The organism is Streptomyces sp. NPDC048416 (genome assembly GCF_043200435.1).
In the GTDB taxonomy this organism is placed as follows: Bacteria; Actinomycetota; Actinomycetes; order Streptomycetales; family Streptomycetaceae; genus Streptomyces.
Genome location: NZ_JBICXU010000029.1, coordinates 65,675 through 83,012, shown reverse-complemented (window position 1 = coordinate 83,012; position 17,338 = coordinate 65,675). Strand labels below are relative to the sequence as shown.

Sequence of the window (17,338 nt, the reverse complement as noted above, 5' to 3'; positions counted from 1 at the left end):
GCCATGGACACCATCACAAGGAAGTCGTCCCCCGCGCGCCCCGCACCCCGAAGTGCCCGGCGTGCCCTGCTCGTTCTCGCCGTCACGACCGCTCTGGCGGCCGGCCTGACCCCGGCCGCGACCGGGTCCACCGGCGCCGCGCCGGTGCGGATCCATGACGGGCGGGTGGATCTGGCCGTCTCCGGCGGCACGGCGAGCATCGATCCGGCGACCCTGCGGATCGACGCGCGCACCACCGGCGGGCGCGGCCTGCGGATGTCCGACCCGGCTGTCGACGCCCTGGGTCCGCCCAGCGCCGTGACCAGGTCGGACGAGGGCGCCCAGTGGTCCTACCCGGGCAGGGGGCTGCACGCGCAGGCGCGCGTCGAGCGCGGCAGGCTGCTCGTCACGATCACCTCGTCCGGCGACTCGACCCTGGCCTGGCCCGTCACGGGCTCCGACCCGGCCGCTTCCGCCCTTCAACTCCCGCGCGGCGAGGGCCTTTCGCTGCCGGTCGCCGATTCCTTCTGGAACTCCCCTCGGGCCCAACTCGTCGGCTCCCAGGAGGACATGGCGTCGCAGCTCTCCCTGCCCCTGTGGGGCTACACCCTCCGCGGCGGCCTGGGCGTCAGCTACCTCACTCCCACCGACATCGGTACGTCACTGTCGTACGCCTCCCGGGGCGGACGCCTGCGGACCACGGCCACGCACACCTTCTCGAAGGCCGGCGCGACCGGCGCCTACACCGTCGCGTTCAGCCTCACCGACGGCTCCGCGGTGGCGCCCGCCGTCGACTACCGGCACTGGCTCGCCGAACACGGCACACTCGGCAGCCTGAGCGAGAAGATCCGCAAGAACCCGGGGACCGGAAAACTTCTGGGCGCGTTCCACGCCTACACCTGGGGCGGGTACCGCAAGACGGCGGGCGTGCAGCGGCTCACCTCCCTCGGCGTCTCGCGGCTCTGGCTCGGCTACGACGCCGATGACGCCCCCATGCAGAGCCAGGACATCGCGGCGGCGCAGCAGGCGGGATATCTGGTGGGACCGTACGACTCGTTCGCCAACGGGCGCCCGCAGGACCCCGACGCTCCCCCGAACTCCCTGTGGCCCCAAGGGGTTTACCCCGATTTCTGCGTGCAGCGGGCCGACGGCACACCGCAGCCCGGTTTCCACCGGCAGGGCTGCTATCTCAGCTCCCAGGCCTTCGAGCAGGCCGAGCCGCAGCAGCACTACCTCGCGGGCCGGACGCGGTCCCTGGTGGCGGGCGGCGCGGACAGCTACTTCCTGGATGTGGACGCGGCGGGCGAGCTCTTCCGCGACCACGACCCCGCCCACCCCATGACCATGGCCGAGGACCGGGGCAACCGTCTTGCCCGGATGCGGCGTCTGAGCGACGGCACCTTCGATCCCGCCACCCCACGGCGCACCCCGCTCGTGCTGGGTTCGGAGGCCGCCGGGTCCTGGGCCAACCAGGTCCTCGCCTTCGACCACGGTTCGGGCACGCCGGTCGACGGACGGCTGTGGCCGATGGAGACCGGCCACTTCGACACCACGCCGGACCAGCCCAAGGACGACACGGCCTGGGGCGGTTACACACCCGCGCTCGCCCCGGACACCTTCTTCAAGCCGGTCCGGGTCGACGACTTCAAGCCCGAGCACCGGGCCGCGGTGGCCGACGCCCTCAAGGCCATGTACGACCCCGCCTACCGCGCCCCGCTGTACGAAACCGCTCTGCACAGCTCGGTGGTCAACCTGGAACGCTGGGAACTGCCCTTCGGCAAACTGCCGGAGCTGAAGACGAACAGGGCACTGCTCGCGATGCTCTACAACACCCCGTTGAACTTCGTGCTCAGCGACCAGGACCCGCGCCAGGAGCAGAACCTGCGCGAACTGGCCGTACTTCAGGCGTACTTCGCCCCCCTGCACCAGGCGGCGGGAACCAAGGAGCTGACGTCGTTCGACTGGCTGACGGCCGACCGCACCGTGCAGCGCACCGTCTTCGGCGACGGCGCCCTGACGGTCACGGCCAACTTCGGCACCGTCCCCCACGCCGGGCTTCCGGGCGGCTGCGTGGACGCGACCCTCAAGGGCGGCAGCCCACGCAGGCTGTGCCCGGCGCAGGCGGTGTCGTAACGCCATCCCGCGCAGGCCAGGCCGGCGGCATGTACGTGAACACCACCCCGCCCGCCGGAGTCAGCGACCGGTGGAGAGTGCGGTGAGGGTGGATGTGACGGTACTGCGGTACGCGCTGCTCACGGTCACCATGGCGTAGGGGGCACCTGGCTCAGCGGTGTCCGTACCGGTGCTCGAAGTCGCTCCAGTCCGCCTCCAGTTGCCATTGGAGCGCCGCCTTCGGGTTGGCATCCAGGAAGGCGCGGCAGGACGGGCCGGGTGGCCGGTGGGCGTCGGGAACGGTGTGGGTGCATGGCGCGGCGAACACGTCGTACCGGTCCTGCTCCTGCCACAGGGTGCGGCCCTCCACGAACGCGTGGTCCAGCGAGGCACGGGCCGAGGCGCGCAGCTGGGCCACACTCAGCCCCTGGTCGGTGACGGCCCGCTGGAAGACGGCGGTCAGGTCGCTGCGGCTGACCCCCGGGTCGTCGGTCGCCAGGGCTACCGGGACACCCCCGGCGAGATAGGTGCGCAGCGGGTGCCGGTCGCCGCCGACACGGAGGATCTGGGCGTTGCTGATCAGCGGCGCCTCGACGAGGACGTGCCGGCGGCGCATGCGCGCGGTCAGCGCTTCGGGGTCCCGCTCATGGGTGAGGTCGACGCCGTGGCCGATGCGGTCGGCGCCTGCCAGGTCGACGGCCTCGTTGATGTGGAAGCGCAGGTCGTGGGCGCCGACGCCGCGAAGGCCTTCGGTGAGTTCGCCCGCGTGCAGGCTGACCCGTACCCGGGGAGCGCGGGACTTGAGGAAGCGGACCATCTTCATGTGCAGGGTGTAGTCGCGCAGGGCGACGGGCGCGTCTTCCGGCTGGACCAGGTTCACGCCCACGAACCCGCCGAGCCGTTGGCGTACGAGCTCGAAGCCCAGGATCTGCTCGGCGAACACATGGCGGGGTTCCTGGGCGCGCAGCACCTGGTAGTCGAAGCGGATCGCGACCGCGCACGCCTTCTGGGCGGTGCGGGTTGCGCAGTGCAGGAGTGTGCGGTGCTCGCGTACGGCTCGGTCGGTGTCGATGGCGGCCTGCCGGACCAGGGCCTGGAACCCGGGGTCCCCGGTCAGGGTGGCACGGAACTCCGCGAGATCACCCGCGTCGGGGTCCGTGAGGTGGATGCGGTCGACGAGCTGGTGCAGCGCTCCGGCCTGCGGGGTGACAAGGGTCTCCAGATAGCCGCTGTGTTCTCCGGCCGCGGCACGGGCCGCCTCGGCGAGCATGTCCGCATCGTGACCGGTCTCGGCCTCCCCGAACTGTGCGAACGTGTCGAAGAAGTGGTCGTGTCCGGGCTGGGGGTCGCCGTCGGGCGGCAGGGGAAACCCTCGCATCGACCACGCCCGGACCACGCCCCGCCGGAACGGGCCCGGCGTCAGGGCATCTTCGGCGGGGCGTTGTCCGGCGGCGCAGGGCCGGGGCCCGGGTGTGACGACGTAGGTCGCCGTGCCGATGCACTTGCCGTCCCGCGCCGCGTAGCCGATCAGCGACTCGGCACGTACCGCGCCTGCCAGGTGGTGGTGCAGGTCGCCGCCCTTGGGCAGGTCCGCCAGAAAGCGCCGCAGGTCTTCTGGCGAGTCGGCGACGCGCGCCAAGTACGCCTGTGTACGGGCCTGTTCGCCGACCGCTTCACCCTGCCGCGGTGGAACGGCCGCCGCGGGCAGCACTCCCGCGGCCATGCCGAGGGCCGTTGACGCGGCCACCACCGACCACCGGCTCGCGAGCCACTTCCGCATGGTCCGTCCCTCTTCTCGTGCACGCGGGGTCACACCCGGGCAGCATCACACCACGGGGCACCCGGAAGACCCCTTTGCCCCGCCGGACGCCGCACTTGTCGGACGGCGGGGCCGCGGGACACCGGACGTCAGGACCGCCGGACTGCCGTACTGCCGGGCCGACCGAATTGCCGGGGCGGGGCCCCTGCCGGCCTTGGCTGCTTCGGCGGATCCGTCCGCACACGCATGCCGATGAACCCGGTGTCCGGGAGCCCGCTCAGTAAGGTGAGGAGGAAAACGGAAGGGGGACGTCCGGATGGTTCAGGTCCGCGTGCTCGCGCTCGATTTCGTCGGCACCCTGGCCGGTCATGGACCGGCGCCCGACGGCCAGTTGGTGGCCCGGGTGCTGCGGGCCCTGCCCGGAGCGGTGGTCCCGGACATCTTCGCCGCCCGGTTCGACCACGTCACGCGCCGATCCCGCTCGGGCGACGGCTCCCCGGGGGCCCACCATTCGTTCGCCTCACGCCTGCGCCGCGCCGCCGATGACTGCGGCGCCGCCGTCCCGGACCTGCGACTCGCGGTCGAGGCGGTGTTCACGGCGGTCCCCGACGCGCGGGTCGACCCGCGGGCGGCGCGGGCGCTGCGGGATCTGCGCGCGAGCGGACTGGCCTGCGTGCTGGCCTCCAACACCGACCGCCCCGAGCCGGTACGCCTTCGTACGCTGCGGGCAGCCGGGATCGCCCACTGTTTCGACGCGCTGGTGCTGTCCAGTTCGCTCGGCATCCGCAAGCCGGACGCCCGCTTCTATGCCGCGGTGACGCGGGCCGCGGGCTGCCCGCCGGAGAACATCCTGTTCGTCGGCGACAACGCGGAGAACGACGCCGCGGCTCCCCACCGCTACGGCATGTCCGCCGTTCTCATCACCTCACTGCCACGCCCGGCAGCGCTGCCGGGGCCCATCGCCACACTCGGACACGTCGGTGATCTGCCCGCCCACCTGAACCGCCTTGCGCAGCAAGCGCGTTGAGGCCGGCGGCGCGCAGGGCGGGTTTGCCATCCTGAACACCCCCGTGCGCCGTCATTGCCCGATGTCCTCGTTCCACAATGCGCGGTGTGTCGCGATGAACTGCGTCATCATGCTCACGCATTCCGGGTCGTCGAGCACCACGATGTCCACTCCGTGCCCGGCCAGCCATTCCTGGCCGCCCCGGAATGTCTCGTCCTCACCCACGATGACACGTGCCATACCGAACTGCCGTACAAGGCCGCTGCAATACCAGCAGGGGGACAGCGTGGTCACCATGGTCGTGCCCCGATAGGACCGCTGCCTTCCCGCGGCACGGAAGGCGGCGGTCTCCGCGTGCAGGGAAGGATCGTCCTGCTGTACGCGCAGATTGTGACCGCGCCCCAGGAGTGTGCCGTCGGCGCCGTAAAGCGCGGCGCCGATCGGGATGCCGCCTTCCGCGAGGCCTGCCCGCGCCTCTTCGAGGGCCGTCGCAAGCCATCGCGCGGCCAGGTCCCGCGTCATGGGCTGCACGTGCCGCTCCCCCGTCCCGGTGGCGTGTCCACTCCGCGCGGCTCCGCGCCGTCCTGATGACGTGTCCGGGCGTCCCTGCGCCCCCGCGCCCGGTCCCCGGTCGTGCCGTTCCGGCCGTTGCGGTAGACGTGGTGGTCGTCGATGACGTCGTGGCGCCGGAAGGCGGCCGCGAGATCGGCACCGCCGAGCACGAGGTCTCGACCCGCTTGCGCCTTGAGCGCTTCGCTCTCCTCCACCACGGCCTCGCGCTTGACGGTGGTGTTCCAGTCGGCCTTCTGAAGGGCACTCACCCACGAAAAGATACGCCGCTCGGCACCCGCCTTGGCCGGAGCGACGCCCCGAGCCCCCGGCCGAAGAGGTCGCCCTGCGCCTGCACCCGGCGCTCATCGGTGTGGGTGAGCTTTCCGTACGCGTGGGTCAGCGTCCCGCCGACCGGCTTCGCGCGGGGCTGCTCGCAGGTGCCTGACAGAGAGAGCCGATCAGGCCCGGCAGCCGACTCTCGTCGAGGTAGCGGGCCATGCGTCTCAACTCCGTTGCGGGTGAGCGTTGTTCACCGGCCGCATTGAGCAACTGCTCACGCCCCACGGCCCGTTGCTCACGCACAGCGGTGTTGGCGACGGGGTCGGCGACTCGGCGGACGTTCCCCACGTGAGCCCCTTGGGTAGCGGGACGCCAAAACGGGCCCTACGTGCTACCACCGGTGGGGTCGTGGGGCGAAGGCACAACAGGCAGCCAGCAGGGCACGGGCATCGGCCGCAGCGATCAGGGCCTCCCCCGTCCACCATGAAGGACCGTGCCGCCCCCGCGAAGCAACGGGCTTTCGGTCAGGGCCTGTTGGCGCCAGGCGCCGGGGGCGCCACCAGGGTGCGGGCCGCCTCCTCGACCGTGGCGGCCGGCCGGATCAGACCGTCGAGTCCGCCCGCCGCGAGGACCCGGAGATGCCAGGGTCGTACGCACACCACACCGAGCCGGCCGCCGCGCTCGCGGATCCTGCGATGGGCCCGGCAGAGCAGGGTGAGGGCGGCACAGTCGAAGAAGTCCACGGCCCGCAGGTCCACGATCACGCGGGCGCCGGGCGGCTGTGTCGCCGCGTCGAGATGGCGCCGCACGTCGGGCGCGGTGGCCAGGTCGACCGTGCCCAGGACCTCGACGACCGTGGCGCCCCGCATGAGGTGGGTCCTGGCATTGCGGCATCGCTCCGGGAGAAGCCCCGGCGATGCGGGGGCCGGTACGGATGGCCGAGCGGTGGTTCCCATGGCAGCAGCTCCCGGTCCAGCAAGGACCCCCGCCGGTACGGAGGTGCACGGTCATCGGGCAGTCACCGTGGTCCCGGGGTGACGCACTACCACCCTAGGAAAAGGCCCGCATGCAGAAACGTACAACCTTCAAATTGTTCACCCCGGGGGGTGAACGGAATTTGCGGCGGCCCCGTTTGAACGCCCCAAGCGGGGTGCGGGGCCCTCGCGACGGCCGCGAGACGCCGGAGCGAACCGCGCCCGGCAGACGGCCGGTGGGGGCCGTACTGCCGGGCGGGCGGCGCCGGGGCGACCCGGACACCCTGCCTGCGGCCGGGAGGAGCGCCCGGCCGCAGGGGCTGTCTCAGAGACTGCCTCAGTAGGCGCCGAAGACGTTGTCGATCGACCCGTACGTCTTGGCGGCGTAGTTGCACGCCGCGGTGATGTTCGCGATCGGGTCGTAGAGGTCCGTGGACGTGCCCGGCACGTGGAACGCCGCGAACGTGGGCTGGATGACCTGGAGGAGACCCTTGGAGGGGGTGCCGGCCACGGCGTTGGAGTCCCAGTTGTTGATGGCCAGCGGGTTGCCCGAGGACTCGCGCATGATGTTGCGGTAGATGCCGTCGTACGTGCCGGGGATGCCGTGCTGGGCCATGACGGCCAGCGACTGCTTGATCCAGCCGTCGAGGTTGTTGGCGTACGACGTCGTCGTCGCGGCGGTCAGGGTGGTCGACCGTGCGGAGCGGTCCGCGCGGTCGTCCGAGGCATCCCGCGCAGCAGGGGCAGCGGCCGCCTTGGCCGGACCGCTCAGGGTGAGCCGGAGACCCGGGTGGATCACGGCGGGGTTGCCGCCGATGACGCCCCGGTTGTCCTGGTACAGCTGCTTCCAGCCGCCGCTCACGTGGAGGGTGTCGGCGATCTTGGCCAGCGAGTCACCCTGGACGACGGCGTAGCTCGTGGCCGCCTTCGCCGTCGTGACCGGCTGGGCGGCAGCGACGACGCTCGCCACGGTGGCCGAGTGGACCGTCGCGGGAGCGGCGGTGGCGGTGGTCGCACCGATCACCGGCATGGCGAGTACGGCACCGCCGGTGCCGGCGGCGGCGAGGCCCCGGGTGAGCGAGTTGGACTTGGGGCGGCGGTGCTTGCCCTTTGCAGGCATGGTGATGTCCTCTCCTTCGCCTGCGAGGTGAGCTGTCGGGTTCGGACGGGAGATGTCCGGTCGTGCTGCACACGACTTCACCCCAGCCGTTCCGGAATCCGGACCGGCGGCTTACCTGGGTCCCCCGCTCCTGCCATACGTGTGTGGGAGGTTCCGGACGGTGGCAGGATTCGGCGTTCCATCCGGATTGACGGTGAACGTAAACGAATGGACCGAGGAGAAACAAGGTGGGAATTCAATGAAGGCCGCCCGGGATATTGATCCACCGAAATCGGCACGCCTCCGTCGCTTGATCGAATTCCTCAACTCTCTTGTAAACGAACGGAAATGGCCCTGCGGACTCCACTGACACACCGTCCGGTGAGTGACCCAATTCACTTGCCCTTCGGGGAACCGTACGGGCTGGTATCAAAAGTGGTGAGGTTCGCCCAATAGCCCCAATTGGGACATTGTCCCGGCCGTGACAGGAAATCCCATAGCGTTCCATTTCGGACACAAGGGCATATTGCCGTGCACCCGGTGCCCTGCCCGGGCGACAAAGGTGGCGCTGCTGCCCGGGCACCAAAGCGGCGCGGCCCCGCCGTCACTTCGAGATCATGCTCACGGCCCGCACACCGGGGTGACCGTGGCCCTCGGAGCCAGGGCACTAGGGGGTGTCTGGTGGATCAGGGTCGGTCAGGGTGCGGCGCCTGGTGCGGTGCATCGCAAGGCGCCGGAACGTCGTGATAGCGGAGCTATCGGGGCGTTTCGGCAACGCCGCGAGGTGCCGTGCCAGGCGCCGCACCCCCGGCCATGATCCACCAGACACCCCCTAGGCCTCGATGTCGCGCTGATCGACTGGGTCGGCGACGCCCGGACCGGCGCCCAGGTGCGCGAGCGGCTGACTGCGCGGGGTGTCGACTTCGCCCCGCCGATCTCCCCGGCCGGCACAGATCTCCTCCACACCTGGGACGGACTGGCCGACCACCACCGGGAGTTCGCCCTGTGTACGGCGCCCGGGGTCACGGTCCCTCGTACGGGAAAGGCTTCTGGCGGCCGGTCAGATCGCCTGAGACCATCTCGGAATGCGCTGCGTAACATCACGAACGGTCCATCAGAACCACCCTTCCGTGCCGGACCACTCGCAACACGACCGAGGATGAACATGAACGACATCAATGAATTCAAGAACATTTCCCCGACCACGCTCGCCGACCTTCTGGGACGCGAGCAGGTCATGGATATCGGAATTCGCCCTCTCTGGTCCCCCATTCCGCGCCTCGCCGGGCCCGCGTTCACGGTCCGCTGTCCCGCGGGCGACAATCTCATGCTGCACGCGGCCATCCACCGCGCCGAGCCGGGTTCGGTCATCGTCGTCGAATCGGGCGATCTGGACTACGCGCTCGCCGGTGGCAACGTGTGCGCCGTGGCCCAACGCCGGGGCGTCGCCGGGTTCGTGGCCGACGGGCTCATCCGTGACCTCGCCGAGGTGCGCGAGTTGGGCTTTCCCGTCTTCGCCCGGGGCGTCATTCCCGTCCCGGGGGCCAAGAAGGCCGTCCGGCCGCTCAACGCCCCGGTGCGCTGCGGCGGAGTGCTGGTGGAGGCGGGCGATCTCGTGGTGGCCGACGAGGAGGGGGTCGTCGTCACGCCGCGGGCCCGTGGGGAGCAGGTGCTCCTCGACGCCCGGCGCAAGCTCGCCATGGAGGCCGACGAATCACTCGACGCGTGGGAAGCGGCGCACCGTGGCCGCATCGACGAGCTCCTGAAGCAGGGCGGCTTCGAGGGCTGAGCGCACACGCGCCAACTGGGCGTCTGGCGCGGTCCGTTGAGGGCCAGGTGGGGGTGTCAGCGGTCGGTGCGCCGACGATGCTCGCCATCCACCGCGCCCCCGGGCCGGCCGGTCCGTCGGGCCGGCCGGGCGGCGAACGGCGGCGGGGTCAGACCGTGCCCACCTCACGCACGAGTTCCAGACTCAGGACGCGGTCCAGGTGGGCGAAGGTCTCGAACTTGGCGCCCTCCGGCACCTCGGGCGCCGTCTCCAGGTCCTCCAGGAGGTGCAGCACGGCGGCGGTGTCGAGCCGGCTGTCCAGAGCGGCGCGGGCCGTGCTCTTGAGCTCGGCCGGGATCGGTTTCGACGGCTGCCCGGCCCAGGTCGCCACGGCACGCCGCCAGCGGCCCAGCGTGCGGGCGGCGTCGCCGATCTCCTCGGCAGTGGCCGTGACCGGCTCCTCGTAGGGCCGGCGCAGCAGCAACAGACGTAGCGCCAGGGGATCGAGGTCGTCGAGCGGGGGCAGATCGGCCTCGCCGATCCTCAGGCACGCGGTGTTCACACCCTCGTACGTACCACTGGTGAGATGGACGTCCGGCGGGCCGCCGAGTCCTTCGGTGACCTCGTCGAGGCCGCCCTCGGCGTCGGCCGGGCGGATGTCGGCGGCCGCCGTGGGCCACACCGGGCCGGTCCGTCCCACGAGGACCGCCCGGCCACGCAGTTCGACGACGCGCGCCAGCACGTCCGCGATCAGCAGCACCCGCAGGGCGGTGCCCGGGTCACCGTCGGCGGGGGCATGGGCGCAGACGCGCAAGGGGCCAGGTCCGGCGAGTTCATCGACGATTCGCAGCACGTCGCCGAGCCTAGGGGCTGCGGCGCGCTGTGGACACCGGTGAGCGCCCGCCCGTACGCGGGATGTCGTCCCGGACTTCGCCGTCCGCACCCCGGCTTCCGGTCACCGGGCCCTCGCGCCTCAGGCCAGCAGAGGCTTCAGGGCGCCGCTTCGCAGCCGTGTGACGAGCGGCGCCGCGTAGCGGCGCGCCGACCACGTCACCGCGAACGCCACCACCGCTCCGACCACGAACGCGACCAGCACGTCGTGCGGGTAGTGCGCTCCGACGTACACCCGGGAGGCGCCCATCGCGAGCGCGGCCAGCGTGGCGACGGCGCCGAGCCTGCGGTCGACGAAGAACAGGGCGACGGCGGCGGCCGCGGCGACCGTGGTGTGGTTGCTGGGGAACGCGTAGTCGTCCAGGGGCGGGCACTTCTCGATCAGGAAGTCGTGCGGCAGGGCGCGGCAGGGGCGCGGCTCGGTGAACACCGACTTGACCGCGTCGTTCACCGCGTAGGCGAGCACCATCGCGACCGGCGCGGCCAGCGCCGCCGCCATCACCGACGCGTCCTTGCGCCGTGCCGCCCACCAGCCGACGAGCATGAACACCGCGAACAGGGCGACGCCGTAACTGGTGTAGGCGAACACCGGGCCGTTCAGCCAGTGTGTGTGCCGGGCGAAGTCGGTGATGTCGCCGTACAGGCCGCCGTCGATGGACGCTCCGTCCAGGGCCTGCGTCGTAACGGTGGAACTGGTCATGGGGTGGGGTTCTCCGGAGGTTGGGCGGGCAGCGCGCGCTCGGCTGCCGTCGCGGCGGGTCCACGAGGGGGCCTGCGCGTGACGGCCGGGCGGCGGTCGGGCGAATCTTCAGGGGCTCCGTGAATGTCTACAGGCTCGTAGACGTAAAAGAAAGCCGATCGGTTGCGCGGGTGCGCCGGGCGGCGGCTCGCCGGGCGGCGTGTGGGGCCAGCCGGCAACCCGGTGGCAGCCCGCCTCGCCCCCGAGCGGCGCCCCGGTGACGACTCACCTCGCCCCCACGCGGCCCCCCGGCGGTTCCGCCGCCGCCCGGGGGTCTCAGGCGGGGTCTCAGGCCCAGAGGGCTTCGGCGAGCGTCACGCCCATGAACACCGCGCCGAGACCGGCGACCACGCTGACCACGACGTTCGCGGCGGCGTAGAACTTCGCGCCGTCCTCGGCGAGCCGCAGCGTCTCGTAGGAGAACGTCGAGTACGTGGTCAGTGCTCCGCACAGGCCGGTGCCGACGAACAGCTGCACGTGCGAGGACGCGGCGCCCGCGCTGACCGCGCCGGTGAGCACGCCGAGGATCAGGCAGCCCACGACGTTGACCGTGAAGGTGCCCCAGGGAAAGACGCTGTCGTGCCTCTTCTGCACGGTCAGGTCGGTCAGGAACCGCAGGGGGGCGCCGATCGCCGCGCCCAGCGTCACCAGCAGCCAGTTCACCGGGCGCGCTCCTGTCCGCCGTGGCGGATGACCTCGCACGCGTCGAGCAGGACCAGCCCCTCGGCGACCAGCTCGTCGAGTTGGGGCAAGAAGTCCCGGATCCGCTGTTCGTCGTCCACGACGACGATGGCGACGGGCAGGTCCTCGCTCAGGGAGAGCAGGCGCTGGGTGTGGATGCGGGAGGACGCGCCGAAGCCCTCGATGCCCCGGAACACGCTGGCTCCGGCCAGGCCCGCCGCGTGGGCACGGTGCACGATCTCGGTGTACACGGGCCTGTGGTGCCACAGGTCGCTCTCGCCGATGAGGATCGTCAGGCGCAGGGCCCGCCCGGTCGGTCTGGTCATCGCTGCCTCCACGCCAGGACGCGGCGGGTGGTCCACACCGCGCTCCACACCATGACGAGCGCCGTCAGCAACGTCAGCGCCAGATAGGCGAGACCGGTGCGGGGCTGCCCGTGGGTCATGAACTTCTGGATGTCGACGGCGTACGTCGAGAAGGTGGTGAAGCCGCCGAGCACACCGGTCCCGAAGAACGGACGCACGAGCCGGTGCGCGGCCCACACATCCGTGATCACCACCATGAACACGCCGATCACGGCGCAGCCCCCGGCGTTGACCAGCAAGGTCGTCCAGGGAAAGGATCCCGGCGCGGTGGCCCACAGGAGGGACGCGCCGTAGCGGGCACTGGTGCCTATGGCGCCGCCGAGTGCCACCACCGCAAGGACAGGCCCGAGGCCGCGCGCCGCGTCGCGCCGGCGCGGCGCGGCGGGCGGCAGATCCGGGTCGATGTCGGACTCGGTGCGGCCGTCGGCCGTCAGGGGCTGCTTGGCTCCGTCGGACATACCTCTCCTACCTGCTGGGCACCCTTCCCGAGCTCTCGGCTTCCTTCGAGAGAGAGGGAGACCCCGATCCGGGCGCACGCGCTCGCAAGTAGGGACCGTTGGCGGCGCGGATGCCGCGGTTCGGGTACGGCGGGCCCCACCGCCGCGCGGCGGGCCCACAGGACCGCCGCTGCCTCCAGGCTAGCGCCCGCGCTAGCCCGCTCGCCAACCGGCCTCGAACCGGGGGCGAGCTCAGCGACCGGGGTGGCCCGGTGGGGGTGGAGGCGGGGGCGGCGGCGGTGGCGGCGGGGGCGGCGGCGGTGGCGGTGGGGGCGGCGGCGGTGGCGGTGGCGGCGGGGGCGGCGTGCTGGGCAGGGAGCCGAGGTCCGGCGCCGCGTCCGGCCAGACCAGCAGGACCGGGCAGGGCGCGTGGTCCACGACGAAACGGGTGACGTGGCCGAGGCTGCGGGGACCGAGGCGGCTGCGGTCGCCGTCGCGGGCGCAGACCAGGAGGTCGGCGCCTTCGGCCGCGCGTACGACCTCCTGTTCGGCGCGGCCGTGCCGCTCGATGCGGCGGGCCGGACGGTTCAGGCGCCGCTCGGCCTCGGCGAAGAGGTCGTCGGTGGCGGCCCGCGCGAGGTCTTCGAGCCGGGTGCCGGGATCGCGTTCGCGGTGGCCACGGCCGAGCAGCCCCGCGAACGCGCCGTGTGCCGCCTCGGCCACCGCGTCGTCGGTGACGTGCAGGAGTACCAGGTCGGCGTCGGCAGTGGCGTGCGCGCGTGCGGCGTCCACGCAGGCGGGCCAGCTGCCCTCGGTGATCCAGATGATGACGCTCATGGAATGCGGTCAGCCTCCGATCGTGTGCAGCGCCGCCCACAGCGCGGCGGTGGACGCGACCAGTGTGGCGGGAACGGTCAGCAGTCCGAGGCGGGTGAAGTGCCCGAGTGCGGGCGCGTCGTCGTGTTCGTGCAGGATGCGCCGCCACAGGAGGGTGGCGAGCGACCCGACGTAGGTGAGGTTGGGGCCGAGGTTGACGCCGATGAGGACGGCGAGGACCGGGCCGGGGCCGCCCGCGGTGGCGACCGGCAGCAGCGCGAGTACGGCGGGCAGGTTGTTGATGAGGTTGGAGAGGACCGCGGCCACGGCGACGACCGCGAGCAGGGCGGGCAGCCCGTCGCCTTCGGGCAGCAGATGGCCGATGGCGGAGCCGAGGCCGTTGTCCACGACCGCTTTGACGACGATCCCGAGTCCGAGCACGAACAGACAGAACGGGAGCCCCGCCGATGCCACCAGTTTGCGCGGCGTGGTGCGGCGCCGTGACAGGGCGCGGGCAGCGAGGACGAGTGCGCCCCCGAGCGCGGCCCAGGCCGGGCTGAGGCCCGCGAACGAGGTCACGGCGAACCCGGCGAGCGTCAGGGCGAGGACCACCACGGTGAACACCGGCACCGGCGTGCTCTCCCGCGCCCGCGCCCCGCCCGGGGCGGCGGCCAGATCGGCACGGAAGAAGATTCGGAAGGCTGCGTACTCGACGGCGATGGCGGCGAGCCAGGGCAGCGCCATCAGCGCGGCGAACCGTGTGAAGGACAACCCACTGGCGGCGAGCGCCAGCAGGTTGGTGAGGTTGGAGACGGGCAGCAGCAGCGACGCCGAGTTGGCCAGGTGCGCGGTGGCGTAGACGTGCGGGCGGGCCCGGACACCGGCGCGCGCCGCGGTCGCGAACACCACGGGGGTGAGCAGCACGACCGTCGCGTCCAGGCTGAGGACGGCCGTGATGACCGCGGCCACGGCGAACACCCCGCCGAGCAGCCGCTGGGCACTGGCCCCGCACAGCCGGGCGACGGCGTCTCCGGCGGCCGCGAACAGGCCCTCGTCGTCGCAGAGTTGAGCCAAGACGAGCACCGCGGCGAGGAAACCGACGACGGGCAGCAGGTCGCGGGTCTGCTGCCATGCCTCGGTGGGCGAGACCGCGCCGAGCGCGACGACCAGTCCCGCCGCGGGGATCGCCGCCACCGCCTCCGGCAGGTCGCGGGGGCGTACGACGGCGAAGGCGAGCACGCCGAACAGGAGGACGGCCGACACGATCTCGGCGGTGACGGTACTCAGGGTCGGCCTCCGGGCGACGGACGATCGCGGCCGCGGGCCCCGTGCCACACCACCGCAGGTGACCTTACGCGCTGGTCACCTCCCCGCATTGTCCGACAGGAGCACCGCGTCCGCGGAACAGGCCCGGACGGAAACCTGGTCGATACGCGCCCGTCCACGCACGCACACCACTGTGCGGCCACGGGGGTTGAGCGGCCATGGGGTTGAGGGGCCATGGGGTCGAGCGGTCACGGGGTTGGGGGCGGCCACGGGGTTGGGGGGCGGTCACGGGGTTGGGCCGGTCGGCCGAAGGGTGTCAGTCCAGGCAGAACTCATTGCCCTCGGGGTCGGTCATCACGATGAAGCCGGCGCTCATCGGGGGCGCGGGCTCGTGTCGGCGTACCCGCGCACCTCCGAGGGCCACGAGCCGGTCGCACTCCGCCTCAAGCGCCGCCATCCGCTCGTCCCCCAGCAGCCCAGGGGCCGCACGGACATCGAGGTGGACGCGGTTCTTGGCGGTCTTGCCCTCCGGCACCTGCTGGAAGAACAGCCGTGGCCCGTGCCCCTCGGGGTCCTCGACGGCCGACCTCGTGTTGCGCTGCTCCTCCGGTACGCCGGCCCGCGCGAGGAAGTCGTCCCACGCGGCCAAGGGGTCGGCCCCCTGGGGCAACTCGACTCCGGGCGGCCCGGGATGGACATAGCCCAAGACCTCGCGCCAGAACTGCGACAGCGCTCGTGGGTCATGGGCGTCGAAGGTGATCTGAAGGTGACGGCTCATCGGGTCGCTCCGGTCATCGAGGGGGAGGCGTACAGGTGGAGGTCATGCACCAGGCAGACTCGGCGAGGCGGTGGATGGCTCTTGATGGGCGTCCATGGCGCCCACTGTGGCACCCGTGGCGGACAGGATCGGTCCTCAATCCCCGACAGGGGGATGCCATGGACACCGGTGGGCACGGTGAACGCGGCACGACGGAGCGAGCGGGCTGATTCCCCCACCCGTCCGTACCCGTCCGAACTATCGGCCCGGCGGCTGCCGCACCGCGCCCGCGATGACGGTGAGCACGGTCCTGCGGACGGCTTCGGCGTCCGGCGCCGGGCCCTGCCGGTCGGCGAACAGCAGATGCCCGGCGCCGATCAGTGTGGGGGCGAGGGCGTCGACGTCGGCGTCCGGTGCGATGCGGCCCAGATCTCGTTCGGCGGCGAGGTAGGTGGCGAGCATGGCCGTGGCCTGCATGAGGAGGGGGATGCCCTGCGGTGTGGTGCGCCGCAGCCGGGAGCGCAGGGCGTCCCGGGAGATGACGAGGCCGACGATCGCCACCGCGACCGGTCCGAAGAGTTCCCTCAGGGCATGGGTCAGGTGGTCGGCGACGGCTCCGCTGCCGGCCGCCTCGCGCAGCGCGGCGCCCTGTGTCCCGATCCGGCCGATCCGGTCGAGCACCAGCTCGGCGAGGAAGTCGTCGAAGTCGTCGAAGTGCCGGTGCAGGACGCCTTTGGCGCAGCCCGCCTCCGCGGTGACGGCACGGCTGGTCAGCCCGTTGGCACCGTCGCGCACGAGGATCTGTTCGGCGGCGGAGAACAGCTGGCGGCGCGCGTCGTGCATGGCCACACCGGTCGGCATCGCGTAGGTCCCCGCTCTCTGTCCGGCCCTCCCCTTGACGAGTGGGCATGCGCCCACAATAGTGGGCGCATGCCCACTATGCCACCGCAGGGCTCACGCCTTTCCGGTTCCGAGCCGCACCGGGCCCGTCACATGGCCGAGTCGTTCGGCTCGGATGCCGAACGCTACGACCGCGCCCGGCCTCGTTATCCCGACGCCCTCGTGCGCCGGATCCGCGCCCTGGCTCCGGGGCCGGACGTCCTCGATGCGGGATGCGGAACCGGCATCGCCGCCCGGCAGTTCCAGGACGTCGGCTGCCGGGTGCTCGGGGTGGAGCCCGACGCGCGGATGGCCGAGGTGGCCGGGCGGCTCGGGGTCGTGGTGGACGTGGCGAGGTTCGAGGACTGGGAGCCGGGTGGGCGCAGGTTCGACGTGGTCACCGCCGGCCAGTCCTGGCACTGGATCGACCCGGTCGCGGGGGCCGTGAAGGCCGCGCAAGCACTGCGGCCCGGCGGGCGTCTCGTCGCGTTCTGGAACGCCTTCCAGCTTCCGCAGGAGGTCGCGCAGGCGTTCTCGACGGCGTACCGCAACGTGGTGCCGGACGCCCCCTTCGACCCCAAGGGCATGGTGCGGTCGGCCGTGGATCCGTACGGGACGATGCTCACCACCGCCTCCGAGGGGATCGGCGCAGCAGGCGGGTTCGGCGAGCCGGAGCGGTGGCGGTTCGACTGGGAGGCGGTCTACACACGCGAGGCCTTCCTCGACCAGCTCCCCACCACCGGCCTGCTCACCCGGCTCCCGCCGGACGAACTGACGGCGATTCTGCGCGAGGTGGGAGCGGCCGTCGACACACTGGGCGGCCGCTTCACGATGCACTACGCGACGGTGGCGATCTGCGCGGCGCGAACAGGTAACGCCTGAGGGAGCGCGGGCCGAACCGCCCCTGGTCGGCGCCATGGCACGCTCAAGAGCCGTGACGTCGCCCGGGATCGCACGCCCCGTCGGGACCCGGCGCGGC

Annotated in this window: 18 protein-coding genes and 1 riboswitch; of the genes, 4 read left to right on the top strand and 14 right to left on the bottom strand. The window is 72.0% G+C overall.

The window, feature by feature from the left end:
• Positions 1-3 precede the first annotated feature (3 nt).
• Positions 4-2,112 (top strand): glycoside hydrolase, encoded by a 2,109-nt coding sequence (locus ACGFW5_RS28445; RefSeq protein WP_393837153.1) that lies wholly within the window; start codon positions 4-6, stop codon positions 2,110-2,112.
• Positions 2,113-2,263: 151 nt separating this feature from the next.
• Here the strand turns inward: ACGFW5_RS28445 and ACGFW5_RS28440 are convergent, their stop codons facing one another.
• The gene (locus ACGFW5_RS28440; RefSeq protein WP_393837152.1) at positions 2,264-3,871 is read right to left on the bottom strand and encodes an adenosine deaminase; all 1,608 of its coding nucleotides are present in this window, start codon (positions 3,869-3,871) and stop codon (positions 2,264-2,266) included.
• Positions 3,872-4,166: 295 nt separating this feature from the next.
• Here ACGFW5_RS28440 and ACGFW5_RS28435 point away from each other — a divergent pair, with 295 nt between their 5' ends.
• Positions 4,167-4,877, top strand: a complete 711-nt coding sequence (locus tag ACGFW5_RS28435; protein ID WP_393837151.1) for an HAD family hydrolase — start codon at positions 4,167-4,169, stop codon at positions 4,875-4,877.
• 51 nt (positions 4,878-4,928) lie between these two features.
• Here the strand turns inward: ACGFW5_RS28435 and ACGFW5_RS28430 are convergent, their stop codons facing one another.
• The 4 genes from ACGFW5_RS28430 to ACGFW5_RS28415 all read right to left on the bottom strand — a co-directional run bounded on the left by ACGFW5_RS28430 (position 4,929) and on the right by ACGFW5_RS28415 (position 7,781).
• The gene (locus tag ACGFW5_RS28430; protein WP_393837175.1) at positions 4,929-5,378 is read right to left on the bottom strand and encodes a nucleoside deaminase; all 450 of its coding nucleotides are present in this window, start codon (positions 5,376-5,378) and stop codon (positions 4,929-4,931) included.
• The gene (locus tag ACGFW5_RS28425; RefSeq protein ID WP_393837150.1) at positions 5,375-5,677 is read right to left on the bottom strand and encodes a hypothetical protein; all 303 of its coding nucleotides are present in this window, start codon (positions 5,675-5,677) and stop codon (positions 5,375-5,377) included. The genes ACGFW5_RS28430 and ACGFW5_RS28425 overlap by 4 nt, the downstream gene beginning before the upstream one ends.
• Before the next feature lie 534 nt (positions 5,678-6,211).
• Positions 6,212-6,643 carry an anti-sigma factor antagonist gene (locus ACGFW5_RS28420; RefSeq protein ID WP_393837149.1) on the bottom strand — a complete coding sequence of 144 codons (432 nt, stop codon included), beginning with the start codon at positions 6,641-6,643 and terminating at the stop codon, positions 6,212-6,214.
• A gap of 355 nt (positions 6,644-6,998) precedes the next feature.
• Entirely contained in the window at positions 6,999-7,781 is a 783-nt protein-coding gene (locus tag ACGFW5_RS28415; protein ID WP_393837148.1) for a transglycosylase SLT domain-containing protein, read from the bottom strand.
• Between the two features lie 2 nt (positions 7,782-7,783).
• Positions 7,784-7,967, bottom strand: a riboswitch (cyclic di-AMP (ydaO/yuaA leader).
• A 958-nt stretch (positions 7,968-8,925) separates the two neighbouring features.
• Here ACGFW5_RS28415 and ACGFW5_RS28410 point away from each other — a divergent pair.
• Positions 8,926-9,549 (top strand): RraA family protein, encoded by a 624-nt coding sequence (locus ACGFW5_RS28410; protein WP_393837147.1) that lies wholly within the window; start codon positions 8,926-8,928, stop codon positions 9,547-9,549.
• Between the two features lie 148 nt (positions 9,550-9,697).
• On the opposite strand, the gene ACGFW5_RS28405 is transcribed toward ACGFW5_RS28410, so the two are convergent.
• The 9 genes from ACGFW5_RS28405 to ACGFW5_RS28365 form a co-directional block, all read right to left on the bottom strand.
• Entirely contained in the window at positions 9,698-10,381 is a 684-nt protein-coding gene (locus ACGFW5_RS28405; protein WP_393837146.1) for a hypothetical protein, read from the bottom strand.
• Between the two features lie 120 nt (positions 10,382-10,501).
• The gene (locus ACGFW5_RS28400; RefSeq protein WP_393837145.1) at positions 10,502-11,119 is read right to left on the bottom strand and encodes a phosphatase PAP2 family protein; all 618 of its coding nucleotides are present in this window, start codon (positions 11,117-11,119) and stop codon (positions 10,502-10,504) included.
• A gap of 327 nt (positions 11,120-11,446) precedes the next feature.
• Positions 11,447-11,821: a fluoride efflux transporter CrcB gene (gene crcB / locus ACGFW5_RS28395; RefSeq protein WP_393837144.1), complete on the bottom strand. Its 375-nt coding sequence runs from the start codon at positions 11,819-11,821 to the stop codon at positions 11,447-11,449.
• Positions 11,818-12,165 carry a DUF190 domain-containing protein gene (locus tag ACGFW5_RS28390; RefSeq protein WP_393837143.1) on the bottom strand — a complete coding sequence of 116 codons (348 nt, stop codon included), beginning with the start codon at positions 12,163-12,165 and terminating at the stop codon, positions 11,818-11,820. The genes crcB and ACGFW5_RS28390 overlap by 4 nt, the downstream gene beginning before the upstream one ends.
• Positions 12,162-12,662, bottom strand: a complete 501-nt coding sequence (locus ACGFW5_RS28385; protein ID WP_393837142.1) for a fluoride efflux transporter FluC — start codon at positions 12,660-12,662, stop codon at positions 12,162-12,164. The genes ACGFW5_RS28390 and ACGFW5_RS28385 overlap by 4 nt, the downstream gene beginning before the upstream one ends.
• Before the next feature lie 231 nt (positions 12,663-12,893).
• The gene (locus ACGFW5_RS28380) at positions 12,894-13,478 is read right to left on the bottom strand and encodes a universal stress protein (RefSeq protein ID WP_393837141.1); all 585 of its coding nucleotides are present in this window, start codon (positions 13,476-13,478) and stop codon (positions 12,894-12,896) included.
• Between the two features lie 9 nt (positions 13,479-13,487).
• Positions 13,488-14,720 carry an SLC13 family permease gene (locus tag ACGFW5_RS28375; protein WP_393837140.1) on the bottom strand — a complete coding sequence of 411 codons (1,233 nt, stop codon included), beginning with the start codon at positions 14,718-14,720 and terminating at the stop codon, positions 13,488-13,490.
• A gap of 319 nt (positions 14,721-15,039) precedes the next feature.
• On the bottom strand, positions 15,040-15,501 hold the full coding sequence (locus ACGFW5_RS28370; protein WP_393837139.1) for a VOC family protein: 462 nt from the start codon (positions 15,499-15,501) through the stop codon (positions 15,040-15,042).
• 237 nt (positions 15,502-15,738) lie between these two features.
• Positions 15,739-16,341 (bottom strand): TetR/AcrR family transcriptional regulator, encoded by a 603-nt coding sequence (locus ACGFW5_RS28365; protein ID WP_393837138.1) that lies wholly within the window; start codon positions 16,339-16,341, stop codon positions 15,739-15,741.
• Between the two features lie 69 nt (positions 16,342-16,410).
• Between ACGFW5_RS28365 and ACGFW5_RS28360 the strand changes: the two genes are divergently transcribed.
• On the top strand, positions 16,411-17,241 hold the full coding sequence (locus tag ACGFW5_RS28360) for a class I SAM-dependent methyltransferase (protein WP_393837137.1): 831 nt from the start codon (positions 16,411-16,413) through the stop codon (positions 17,239-17,241).
• Positions 17,242-17,338 lie beyond the last annotated feature (97 nt).